Source organism: Sulfidibacter corallicola (genome assembly GCF_017498545.1).
Taxonomy (GTDB): Bacteria; Acidobacteriota; Holophagae; order Acanthopleuribacterales; family Acanthopleuribacteraceae; genus Sulfidibacter; species Sulfidibacter corallicola.
This window is the reverse complement of record NZ_CP071793.1, coordinates 1805709-1818611: the sequence shown is the minus strand read 5'-3', so window position 1 is coordinate 1818611 and position 12903 is coordinate 1805709. Positions and strand designations below refer to the sequence as shown.

The 12903-nt window shown below is 60.5% G+C and carries 7 protein-coding genes; 3 read left to right on the top strand and 4 right to left on the bottom strand.

Annotation, left to right across the window (positions count from 1 at the left end):
• Positions 1-53: 53 nt before the first annotated feature.
• Together J3U87_RS05255 and J3U87_RS05250 are read right to left on the bottom strand one after the other, a co-directional pair.
• Complete coding sequence (locus J3U87_RS05255) at positions 54-1457, bottom strand: ArsB/NhaD family transporter (protein ID WP_237381983.1); 1404 nt, start codon at positions 1455-1457, stop codon at positions 54-56.
• A 141-nt stretch (positions 1458-1598) separates the two neighbouring features.
• A complete protein-coding gene (locus tag J3U87_RS05250; RefSeq protein ID WP_237381982.1) occupies positions 1599-2453 on the bottom strand; it encodes a hypothetical protein in 855 nt (284 codons plus the stop codon).
• Between the two features lie 518 nt (positions 2454-2971).
• On the opposite strand from J3U87_RS05250, the gene J3U87_RS05245 reads away from it, so the two are divergent.
• A complete protein-coding gene (locus J3U87_RS05245) occupies positions 2972-4408 on the top strand; it encodes a flavin monoamine oxidase family protein (RefSeq protein ID WP_237381981.1) in 1437 nt (478 codons plus the stop codon).
• A 420-nt stretch (positions 4409-4828) separates the two neighbouring features.
• Here the strand turns inward: J3U87_RS05245 and J3U87_RS05240 are convergent, their stop codons facing one another.
• Positions 4829-5431, bottom strand: a complete 603-nt coding sequence (locus tag J3U87_RS05240; protein WP_237381980.1) for a sigma-70 family RNA polymerase sigma factor — start codon at positions 5429-5431, stop codon at positions 4829-4831.
• 427 nt (positions 5432-5858) lie between these two features.
• Between J3U87_RS05240 and J3U87_RS05235 the strand changes: the two genes are divergently transcribed.
• Entirely contained in the window at positions 5859-8750 is a 2892-nt protein-coding gene (locus J3U87_RS05235) for a serine/threonine-protein kinase (protein ID WP_237381979.1), read from the top strand.
• Positions 8751-8825: 75 nt separating this feature from the next.
• Here the strand turns inward: J3U87_RS05235 and J3U87_RS05230 are convergent, their stop codons facing one another.
• Complete coding sequence (locus J3U87_RS05230) at positions 8826-11114, bottom strand: diguanylate cyclase (RefSeq protein ID WP_237381978.1); 2289 nt, start codon at positions 11112-11114, stop codon at positions 8826-8828.
• A gap of 383 nt (positions 11115-11497) precedes the next feature.
• On the opposite strand from J3U87_RS05230, the gene J3U87_RS05225 reads away from it, so the two are divergent.
• Positions 11498-12847 (top strand): sialidase family protein, encoded by a 1350-nt coding sequence (locus J3U87_RS05225; RefSeq protein WP_237381977.1) that lies wholly within the window; start codon positions 11498-11500, stop codon positions 12845-12847.
• The last annotated feature ends 56 nt before the right edge of the window (positions 12848-12903 follow it).

Here is a 12903-nt window from a genome sequence, read left to right as displayed (position 1 = left end):
TGGTAGAAAAAAATCTCCCCCAACCGAAATGCCCGACCAAGAAAACCCCTCCCCTACCCGAAGAGGAGCAAATACCCGATCGCCAGCACGATCTGAACGAAGGCGAAGGGCACCGCTTTCTTGACGAACCCCGCGAAGCTGAGATTGAGCTTGTACTTGGAGATCAGGGTCACGGCCACCAGCGTGGAAGCGGAACCGATCGGCGTCAGATTGCCACCCAGGTTGGCGCCGAAAATGACCGACCACCAGAGCGACGAATCGCCCGCCGTGCCGGTGGATGCGAGGATCTTGGCGAGCATGGCCGCCAAGGGAATGTTGTCGGTGACCGAGCTGAACCCGGCCGCGGCAACCAACAGGATGCTGGTGCCGCGCGGACCTTCCTCCGAACCGACCATGGCAGTCACCCCTTGACCGATCAGGTCCAAGACCAGCGCGTGTTCCATCACGTTGATAACGACGAACAAGGCCACGAAGAACCCCAACAGGTCCCAGTCGACCGCACGGTAGAACTCGTCCACCTCGTGCTTGTAGCGAATCAACATCAGGGAGGCGAAAAACAAGGCCACGAAACCCATGCCCAGGTCCTTGACCACCGGCAATACCGAAGTGGAGGCGATGACGACGATGAAGGCAATCAGCATGATCGCGCCGAACTTGAAGAATCCAGGGCTGTCGATACCGTCGTTCTCATCGAATCCGGCGACCAGGCTGGATGCCTTCTCTTTCTCTTCGTCATCGATCAACTTCTGTATGCCGAACACCTTGGCGCCCATCAGGACGGTCACGATCGTGGCGATGACCACGAAAGGGGCGGCCTTGAAGAAAAAGGCCATGAAGCTGATACCCGCCGTTTGACCGACGATGATGTTGGGGACCGAACTGATCAGCGTCAACAGGCCACCGATATTCGTCAGCAAGGCCTCGATGAGCAGGAACCCCAATAACTTGTCACTCTGCTCCAAGCGCTTGAGCGAAACCCCCGTGAGCGAACCGACGATGATCATGGCGGTCACGTTGTTGAGAACGGCCGAGAAGATCACCGTCATCAGGCCGTAATACCAGAGCAGGCGCATCAAATCCCCGCCCGAGGCTTTGGTCAGCTTGATCGCGATCCACGTGAACAGACCGGAACGGGACGTGACGTCCACGAAGATACCGGATCCCAGGATGATCGCGATCACCCCCCAATCGACGGCGGGAATGTAGACGGGCATCGAAACGTGGTGCCCGTTGGGCAGCGTAACCTGCCCGAACGGAATGATGTGCAGGATGCCGCCGAGCAGCATGCAGACGCCGGCAAAAAGGCCCACGATCAGCGATTTCTTGGCGTGCAGTTTCTCCTCGAGGGCCAGGCAGAGGATCATGGCGATCAGGATTCCCGTGAACCCGTAGGTGATGTTCTGGGAAACCGCGTGGGCCCCATGTCCGGAAGGGTCGGTGGCGAGTACGGCGAGCATGGATTCGGCTCCTGAAACAGCTTCCACCCGCACCCGATCGCGAACCGCGAAAAAGGGTTCGCACGAGGCGCGGAGGGACAGCGATCGATGGTTGGTTCGAGAGACAGGGAAACAGGGAAAGCGAACGGGCGGCGGGGCTCCTTACAGCATGAGCAACGGCGTACCGCGGAGTTCGACCGCCAGCGGATAGGCCATGCCGTGCATGGCGTAGTGATCGTCGTGCTTGGTGTTCATCACGACCAGGTCCACGTCGTGGGCGGCGACGGCCTCGCGGTAATGGTTGAGTCGATGTCCGAGCGAAACCATGGGTTCGACCTTGATGTGCTCCTTGGCGTCGCCCAGCACCTTGGTGCAGGAGGCGATGTAATCGCGGGGTTCCTTCAGGAGCTGTTGGAGGATGCGTTCCCGGGCCACGTCGGTCGGTATCTCGGGAATCTTGGAGATGACGCCCAGGAACCGCTCGAAATAGCTCTCGTCCTCGATGTGGGCGAGGAACAGGGTCCCGTTTTGCGCGGTGAAATGGGCGGCGTAGTTGACGAGCCGATGTTCGCCGGCAAGGTTGTCCGTCATCGCCATGACTTCGTTGGTATCGCCGGGAATGCGACCGTCCTCGCCTCGGGGGTGAGGCAGCACCAGTACCGGAACTTCGGTCTTTTGGGCCAGAACGTCGAGGTACTCGCCCAAACTGTGCGGGAACTGCCAGGCCTCCGATTTCAAGTTCCGGTAGGTGCAGATCAGGTCCGGTTTCATCTGGGCCACCCGCTCCAGGAGAGCGGTGGTCCGGTCGTAGGAGGCCCCCGGGCAGGGAATGAACTCCGGTTGATCGCGCTCCTCCAAGACCGAGAGGAAGGAGCGCGCCTCCTTGGTGAAGGTCGCAATCGCGTCGCCCTCCAGATCCGAGACGACCAGCACCTTGCGGATATCGATGTCACGTAACTGGAACTGTTCCTTGTAGGCGGCGCGGAACACGCTTTCAAACTGATCGATTTGCGTCATGGCAGGGAACTCCCAAAAAGTGAGGCACCGAACGAGTCGGGCACCGAAACCCAAAACGAACAGGGCCGTGCGACACGCGTGGCCCGGTTTGGAGGCGGGCGGTCATCGGCGGTTCGGTCGCCCGCTCCCGGAGCGAACGATGGAACGATATGGAACCATTGCGGTTCGCAAGAAGAGACCTGATTGTGGATCGTTCGAGATGGGTAGAGCCCCATTATGCCAGGAAAAGGGGCCCCGCGTCGCGCGAATCCTCATCGTCCATTCTTGTCGCCCGAGATTCGCGGTCCTGCGGTACCATGGGACAACGCATCTCCGCCCATCGGGTGGTGCCGTCCACGGTCGTCACCCAGCATCCGCGCCCGCAGCTCGAGGCGCCATGACCGCGATACGCGTGCGACCGCCTCCGGTCCTCCAGGGTTGCGCCGTTGGTCGCTTCGACGGGTGCGGCCGACGTATGGCCGAAGACGATCCACCCTGAGCCCCATGGATCGGCCGAACGACAACACCAGGAGGCGACCGTGTTTTTCCATTCGCACGTACAGCACCGGGGCCGGCGTTGGTATTTCGAACCCTTCCGGCTCCTACTCATCCTGACATGGACCTTGGGTTGCGCCCCAACCGCGCTCGATCGTTCGCCAAGGGTCGCGGAAGAGCCCACCCGCCTGCGCGACAGCCACGTGGTGGTGGTCGGTGCCGGCATGGCCGGCCTGGCCGCCGCGCGAACCCTACGGGATCGCGGCGTGCGGGTCACGGTATTCGAGGCCTCCGATCGCATCGGCGGCCGCGTGTTCACCAACCGCGCCCTGGGCATGCCGGTGGACCTGGGCGCGTCGTGGATCCACGGTCCCAAGGGCAATCCCCTGACCCGACTCGCGAAAAGGCACGGGATCGAGCTCTACGCCACCAGCGAGGAGAACATGGAACTGTTCGACGTGGACGGGTTCGCCCTGACACGAAGGGACATGCGCCTCTACGCCCGCGAATGGCAGGGCCTGCTGCGCGAGATCTACTACCTGGCCGAAAGACTGGAACGCGATATCTCGTTCCAAGAGGCGCTGGATCGCGTCTTGGCCGGGGAACAGTTGACCAGTCTCGAAAAACGGGTGCTGGACTTCATGCTGACCACCACCGTCAGGGGCGACGCCGCCGCCGAACCCGACGAACTCTCGCTCGCCAGTCTCCTGGACGGCGGCAGCTTTCGCGGCAGCGACGTGGTGTTTCCCGAGGGCTACGACCAACTGGTCCACATCCTGGCGGAGGGCCTCGACATCCGCACGAGCCAGCGCGTCACCGGCATCCGGTACATGGGCCACGGCGTCACCGTCACCACCGATCGCACCGAGGTTCAGGCCGATTTCGCAATCGTCACGGTCTCCCTGGGCGTGCTCCAAGCCGGAAACATCGCCTTCAACCCTCCCCTGCCCGCCGAGAAACGGCGCAGCATCGAACGCATGCGCATGGGCCTGCTCAACAAGATCGTGCTCGACTTCGACCTGACCGGGCCTTGGCCGATCGAGCGCGAGGGCCTCGGTTTTCTCTCACACGACGTCGGTGGCGGCCTGGCCATCGTCAACTTGTTCCCGGCCACCGGCACGCGGACCCTGATGGCGTTCGTCGCCGCCGATACCGCCCGCCATATGGAGGACGAACCCGACCGCCGCCAGGTGGCGCGCGTGATGCGCTCCCTACGGGCCGCCTACGGGACCGATTTTCCCGAGCCCCGCGGCTGGCTGGTCACGCGATGGGCCGCCAATCCACACACGCGCGGCTCCTATTCGTACCTGCCCCCGGGAAGCGATCGCGAGGATCGAATCGTCCTGGCCACGCCCGTGAGCGACAAACTCTTTTTCGCGGGCGAGGCAACCCACCCCGATTACCCGGCCACGGTCCACGGCGCTTACCTGTCGGGCATTCGCGAGGCCGATCGCATCACCGCCCTCATCCCCACCATGTAATGGGTGGCCATCCAACATCGGGCGATTTCCTCGCACCGGAAGTTCTCGGTTGGATGGCCACGCTGTCAGCTTTCAGGCTTCAGGTAGGTCGGCCCATCTCTTCGTCGCCTTTGGCTTCTCGCCATGGACCTTAGAACAAGTCCCATCGGAGCCTTGAACGCCTTGCCAACCAGCCCGGGCACCGGGTTTTTTCGGCTGGACGGCCACACCGTCAGCTCTCAGTCTTCAGTCGGATGGCTTCAAAATCGGCAAGGGGTTCGGCTAGTACCAATCCAGAAGCGGAATGGCCGCAACGCCCAAGGTGGTTTGGGTGGAGGGGCACGTTATCGGGCTTCAGGTGCCAAACCACAGTAAGACACATATTCACACGCAATTAGCCGATACCTGATACCTGATACCTGACCGCTGGATGGCCACGCGCTACGCGGGTTTTCCCGGCAGCGCCATTTTACGCCGCAGAAATCCCAGCCCCACCTTCAATTCGACCTGCACCTTGTATTTGCTCATGTCCAGCTCTTCCATGATGCTGTCGATGGTGTAATCCTCGAAAAAACGCAACTTGATGATCTGGGTCTGTCGCGGCGAAATTTCGGCCAACATTTCCAGGGACTTCTCCAAGCTCATCACGTGCTCGGCCGTCACCGCCTTGGCGTCGTACGGCAGGTCTTCCAGAGGATAGTCCGGGTCGTCCTTGCCCTCGCGTCGCTGCATTCGCCGGTTGTAGTCCAACAACGCGCACAGCATGATCTTCTTGGCGAGCGCGAAAAACTCCTTGCGGTTCTGCCACTCCCGCGAAGGGTTGGCGCCATGTCGCACCAGCTTGGGATAGGCTTCGTGCAGCAGGTCGAGCGACGTCAAACTGGCACCGCGCCCCTGGGCGAACACGAACTCTCTCAATACTTTCCGCGAAATGTTTTGCAACGACTCGGCCAGTTGGGGCCACAGCTCGTCCACGTATCGGGTATCGCCATCGCCCCAATCGTTCAGCATGCGCGTGAGCGCTTCGTTATCCTGATCGTTCATCCTACGGCTCTCCATTGCCCTACTCATCCGTTGATGCAATCTATCAACTCTTGTTACTTTTGAGAACAGGGTACGTGACCTGTCGCACACCTCGCGAAAATTGGAGATATTGCGACAACGGGATATGACGGCCTAAATCGTTCAGAATTCAGGTGGACGCCACAGTGGAGCGATGCCATGTCAATTTACTGAAGCGAAACCGTTTGAAAAAGCGAACCAAACTTGAGCCACAGGACGGTTCGGGTTTACGGACGGTTGTGATTCAACGGATTGCGGGTTTCGATCCCCTGGAGAGCGGGATCCCTTATTCACACAATTGAGGTAAAATAGAGTTTAACCGTTTTCGGCTAACTCTCCAATTAGCCGTTTTTATCTATTCGTATCCGCCATATGATTTTCCACTTTATGAAGTTTTCAAGGAGGCCACATGGCCCCGGACCAATCCACGGACCGGGACGACGATTCCTGCGACCTATTGGGTGATGAAATCGCTCGCGAAAAATGGATGCACCGCATTTTGATGCAAGCCATGTCCAGGAACCGTCCCCAGCGTCGTCCCTTCATCGAGGCAGCCTGCGGCGATCGATCCGAATACCTGAACACGCTGATCAGCCGCTTGGCCGAGGCCGAGTCGTTCGAGACCGGCCCCGGCGACCCCGAATTCGAAGAGCCGCCACGCACCCACGTGGGTCCCTACCGCATCGAACGCGAATTGGGTCGCGGCGGCATGGGTGTCGTCTACCTCGCCACCCGCGAGGACGACTTCCAGATGCGCGTGGCCGTCAAACTGGTCAAACCCGGGCTCGACTCCGACCGCCTGTTGCGCGCGTTTCACCAGGAACGTCAAATCCTGGCCACCCTCCAACATCCCTGTATCGCCCAACTCCACGACGGCGGCACCACCGAAGACGGCCGCCCCTACCTGGTCATGGAGTACGTGGACGGCACCCCGCTGAGCACCTATTGCCGCGAAGCCCGGCTCGACCTGAACGACAGCCTGAAGTTGTTCGGCAAGATCTGCCGCGCGGTGTCCTTCGCCCATCAGAAACTGATCATTCACCGAGACCTGAAATCCTCGAACGTCATGATCACGCGCGACGGGGAACCCAAACTGCTGGATTTCGGGATCGCCGCCTTTCTGGACGCCCAAACCCGCGCCCCGGTGGTCAAGACCTTCGATGAAAAGGGACGGATGACGCCCGAATACGCCAGCCCCGAGCAGGTTTCCGGCGAACGGTTGACCGCCGCCACGGACGTGTATTCCCTGGGGGTCATTCTCTACGAAATGCTGACCGGTTGCCTGCCCTTTCGCTTCAAGACCACCAACCCCAACGAGTGGCAGGAAAAGATCTGCACGGTGAACCCGATCAAACCGAGCCTGATGCTGAAACGAAAGCGGGCCGAGCCCACATCGGACCGGTGGGGCTGGCTACCGACATGGCGGCGCATTCCGGCCGACCTGGACGCGATCACCGCCAAGGCGATGGCCAAATCCACGGAGGAACGCTACGGTTCGGCGGAACAGCTCACCCGCGACCTGAAACGGTTCCAACAGAACCAGGTGGTCAGCGCCAGGAAAGCGGGATTCGGCTACGTGCTGCAACGCTTCCTCAAACGCAATCGCATGCAGATCGCCATCATGTTGCTCGTTTCCGGTCTGGCCTTGACGGCCCTGCAACAACGCGCCGAAGCGATTCGCGAACGCGACATCGCGGAACTCGAGCGCAAGGCGACGATGAACGTCACCGAATTCCTGAACCGCATGTTCCGCGATGCCGACCCCAAGCTCAATCGCGACAAACCGCTGACCGTTTTGGAGATGCTCGACCGAGGCATCGCCCGAATCGAGACCGACATGCGCGATTACCCCTGGATCGGCGCCCGCCTTTATTTCGGCATGGGTGAGACCTACCTCGGTTTCGGCCATATCCAGCGGGCCGAGGAGCTCTTCGCGCGAGGGCTCGAGCTGCGTGAATCGCTGGATCGGGACCCGGATCGGTTGCTCTTCCACCTGAAGCGCCAACTGGCGGTGGCCCTGCGCGAAAACGGCAAGGAGGACGAGGCCCTGGACATGCTCCAGCGTGCGGACGAGACCCGCAAGCGCCTTCCGGTCTATCACAAGAAGGACGAAGCCCGGTGGAACACCGAGTACGGCCAAACCCTGGTGTCCATGGGATGGTTCCCGGAAGCGGAGATCGCCTTCCACCGGGCGATCGAGCTGATGGAAGGTTTGCCCGAACACAACATGCAGCGCGGCGCCGCCTACAACGGCCTCTCGCGGATCGCCTACAACGCCAATGACTTCCTGAACCAGAAAGGCTTCATGGAATTGGCCTTGGACAACTTTTGCCAGATCCACGACAGCAATCCGCTGGTCTACTACACGCTTCTCACCAATCACGGGAATATGCTGATCCTGCAGGGCCAGATTCGCGAAGCCGAAGAACAATACCGCCAAGCATGGCGACACTTCCAGAGCCAAACCGGTGACCATCCGCATTTTTCGAAGATCGCCGTCTGCGAGGGATTGAGCGGCATTTTGCTGCTGCGCGACCAAATGGCCGAGGCCGAGACCTACATCGAACGCGAGCAGTCGATGGTGGATCAACTGTTTGGAAACCAAGACCATATCATGAGGGTGTACCCGTTGACCCGGCGCGCCATGTTGGCGATGTGGCGCGGCGAATTCGACATCGCGCTCTCCCTGTTCGAGCGCGCCCAGAACCTGGATCCGAGCGGCGACTACACCGAACACACGCGACTGGCCCTGGCGGAGTGTCAGTTGCGCCGCGGCCAGGCCTCCTTGGCCAAGGAAATCTTGAACGAGATGCCGGAGGGCCCGAACACCGGGGATCCCAACGCCGCCCTCTACCTGCGCCTGGCCGGGCGCGTGGCCTATCACCTGGCCGATTTCGAGGAAGCACGACGCCTGCAGGAGCAGGCCCGCGACCTGATGGAGCGCTTCGGCATGTGGGAGCAGGTCTGGGGTGCTTTTTTACGGGTGGATTTGGCGGCGACCGCCATCGCCCTCGATCGCCCCGGCGAAGCGAACGCGTTACTCGCCAATGCCGAGCGGATGCTGCGGCGGTTTTTCGACGGGGACCACGAAGTCTTCCTGCGCATTCTGAGTCATCGCGGCGCCATCGACGCGGCGGCCGGCAGGATCGCGGACGCACGAGAAAAATTCCAGGTGGCAGAGCGGGGCTTTCGGACGAAAACGGCCTTCCACGACAACGACCTGTACCTGGTCCTGCGACGCCTCGCGGACCTGGAATCCGAGCGGGCAGGGGAAATAACGGGCTCCCCATCGGTCCGATGAGCCGGCGGGAGACTCCCTCATACTGAAACGGCGGGCCTTTCAAATCAAGCAGTTACTCGGCCGATGACCCTCGGACTAGACGAACACGAGGCGCGAGCGCTCGGCGATCGATGTCTCCAGGGCCAATCCTCCTTGGGACACCATTTCCTGGAGATTGACCAGGCCGGCGAGAAAGGCTTTCGGCTCCACATCGCCCATGGGGTGTACACCCACCCAGGCGTTGCGCTGGCTTTTTTTGGCGATGTAGAGCGCCTTGTCCGCCAGGCTGACCACCTGTTCCCAAGAAAAGATTTCGGGGCAGGAGACCAGGAACGGAAACGAGGCGAACCCGATCGAACAGGTGCGTCGAATGACCTGGCCGTTGCCCAGATTGAAATCGTGGTGTTCCACGGCGCCGCGCAGGCGCTCGGCCAATACCGCCATCTGCTCTCGATGAACCGAGCGCGCCACGATCAGGAACTCCTCCCCGCCCCAACGAATCACCGAGTCGCTTCCGCGACAGACCCTTTTCATCAACTCGCTGATCTGGACCAGAACCCGGTCACCGCTTTCGTGTCCGTAGGTATCGTTGACCGACTTGAAATGGTCCACGTCCAACATCAAAAAGCTGATGTCGGCGTTTTTGGGGCGCTCGCCGTTGGCCTTCGGGGAACCGCCGGCATAGGCCCGAATCGACTGCGCGATATCCACGTCCATGGTCTGTTCCAGATAGCGCCGGTTCCGCAACTTGGTGAGTGCATCGGTCACGCACAACTCTTCCAACTGGCGCGTGGCGTCCTCCAATTGGCGGTTCTTCTGTTCCAGCTCCATGGTGCGATCGTTGATTTTTTCCAGCAGCCGGGCTTTGACGACCGCGGTGATCACGTGCTCGCGGAACCATGACAACTTGTGGGCGTCGATATCGTCGAAGGCACGGGAATCGACGAAATTGTCCAGCACCAGAAAGCCGTCCAGGTCGGGGCGGTGGGCGACACTCATCGACAGAATCGCCTGGGGTCGGTCGAAACCCCGCAGGGTCTCGTCACCCGAGATGCCCAGGGTGTGATGGACCAGATAGATCCCTTCGCACAGCATGTAGTTTTCCGCGGTGTATCGCGCCACCAGGGCTTCCTTGGTCACCGAGACGCCTTCCCACTGATCGCGGGGATACCCCTTGGCGGCGGCGATGAAGAAATGCCCCGTGGACAGGTCCTTGAGGAAGAACGTCGCCTTTTCGGCGGGTTCGAACAGGGCCAATGCCTGTTCCAGGATCAGGTCGATCAGATCGCCGAGCCACGATTGCTTTTCGGTCACGCTGGCGACCCGATTCAGGCTTTGCAGTTCTTCGGTTCGGACGGCCACGATCGTGCGCAGATCCTGCTTGTGGATCTTCAATTGTTCTTCGGCTTCGCGGCGCCGCTCCAATTCCTTTTGAAGCGCACTGGTCCTTCGCTTGATTTTCCTTCTCAACGTGAGGTTCCACAGAAGGATGAGCAGCATGGGCGTGAACACCAGGATCAGGGACGAAAATACTTTCTTCCAGAACCGGGGCGTCTGCCACCAGGGAATGTTCGTCAAGCTGATCCATTTCTGGAAAATGTCGTCGCGCGTCTCGTGGTCGATGGAGGAGATCGCCTTGTTGAGGATGTTCACCAGTTGGGGCCAGTCCTTGCGCACCGCAAAACACAGGTTGAGTTCGTAATCGACCTCGCCCGCCACCCGCAGGTTGGTGATGGCGTGTTCCTGGATGAGATAGGAGGCCTGGGTCAGGTCCAGCACCATGGCTTCGGATTCGCCGAAGGAAACACTGCGAAGGCCTTCGAGACTGTTCGCGACCGGGGCGATCTCGATGCGGGGATAATTGCGGGTCAAAAACTCCTGCACGGCATAACCCTCGGGCACGGAAACCAGCCGGCCTTCGAGTTTCGTCAGGTCGAGATCTTCGGTGTTGGCCTTGTTGGTGATGATGACGTTGGGAATGGTGACGATCGGCACGGTGAAATCGAGGTACTCCCGCCGCTCCGGCGTCACGACCGCCACCGAGACGACCGATACGCGCCGGGCCCTGGCCTCCTCCAAGACATGATGCCAGGTGGGCAGGCGCACGATGTCGAACCGGGATTCCAGGCGTTCCTGAATGATGGCCAGATAGTCGGCGGAAAGGCCCGTGTGGGTGCCGTTTTCATCGAACATATCGATGGGCGGCGCCATCGGGTCGGGCGCCACCAGGATGCGGTCCTTGTGGGCCTCGAGCCACCGCTTCTCTCCCTTCGAGAGCCGGACGGACTGGCCCCAGGACTGGAAGACCACTGCAAAGCCAATCCAACCTACGGCGAATAAAAGACCTATGGTGGCGCCCAACAACGCTGTACGCTTTTTCTTCACCTTGGACCTTCCACGGGATCGGGTGGGAGAGGGTGAACCGATGTTGCGAAAAAGAGGTGATAAACATTTTAACACTCGCGCTTTTTACAAGCGAGCAGTTAGGTTCACCGATCAACCAAAAACCAAACCCAACTTCACGAAAGATTCGATGTTCAAATTTTCTAGCACTAGTACATATTCGAGAACTTTACTTTTCACGAAGCCACACTCGACCTCATGCGTGTGTCGTAAAAAGCACGACCGCGGCTTCGCTGACTACCCACCGAGCCCCTTTCAAAAATAGCCCCGTCCCAAATTAATCGGCACAGAGAAATACCCGACACGTTCAACAGATTTCTGCCCTGACCTGTCCACAGGAAAAATCGACAACTGGGAGGTCGTTCATGGTCCGCATGCTTATCGGTGGATGTTTCTGTGTTCTGACGGTCTTTGCGCAACAAGGAACCAGCCCCTACTGGACCCAGGAAACCTTGGTTCCGAATCTCGGGGGTTCATCGAGCGGCGGCGTCGGCACCAACATGGGTGTCACTTCCGACGGCACCATCTACTCGTTCTTTTTCATTCTGCTGGGCCTGAATTTCGACCTGTACCTCTCAAAATCGGAAGACGAGGGCGCCACCTGGTCCGAACCGGTCTTTTTCGAACCGGCCACCGACGGCGCGGTGAGCCCGGTGGTGGTGGTCGACCGCAACGACCGCATTCACGTAGCCTGGCTGCAGCGGATCCCCACCGACACGGTGAGGCACGCCTATTCCGACGACGGCGCCGAAACCTGGAGCAAGCCCCAGGTCGTTTCGGCGGCGGTGCGTCACCAATTCAACTCGCCCATCATCACGGTGGATCGCCAGAACCGGGTGCACATCATGTGGCACGACGGTCACCCCGAGGAGGAGGGCATGCCGGCCGAGGCCTGGTACAACCGGTCGCCGGACAACGGCATCACTTTCGACAACCCGACGATGCTCAGTCTGGACGACAACCTCAATTCGGCCTTTCCCCGAGCGGATTTCACCGGCACCGACGGCGACGACCTGATCATCGTGTGGCGCGACAATCGCCCGCAAGTGCACTGGGACACCTACGGCGTGATTTCCAACGACGGCGGCGCCAACTGGACCGAGGTCCTGGTGGCGGGCGGCAACGGCGATCAGTGGGATCCCATGTCACTGGTGACCCGGGACGGCGATTTCCACGTCTCCTGGATGCAGGCTCAATTCGGCGATCCCTTCGTCGTCGACATCTGGTGGATCAAGTCCACGGATACCGGCCAGAACTGGACCGAGGGCCAGATCTTGTCCGAGGGCGAACGCAGCCGCTTTTCGTTTTATGTGTACAACCGGCCCAAAGACCTGATCTGGCTGTTCTGGAAGGACGAGCGCGACTTCAACACGGACAACGGCAACCCGGAAGCGGACCTGGCCGGAAAGTACTCGGAAGACGGAGGCGACTCCTGGAGCAGCCTCCGCTTCGTGACGGACAAGGGCGATTTCGACGTGCGCTTCCCGGCCTTCGTCATCGATCAGGAGGGCACGGTCCACTGCACCTATTCCTACAGCGAAAACGACAACCAGGACCCCTTCGCGATCTACTACACGCGCCGCGAGGACTGTGAGGACCTGGACGTGGCAGACCCGACGGGCATCACGATGGCCGATCTCACGACCCTCGCCGGCATGTGGTCCGACCGCGAAAGCGACCTGTTCATGTTGGTCCGGACGGCCAGTTGCCTGTAGCGCGATCGAGCACGGTGTTCAGAAGAAGCCTGCAAGACCACCAGGTTCGCCCAAGC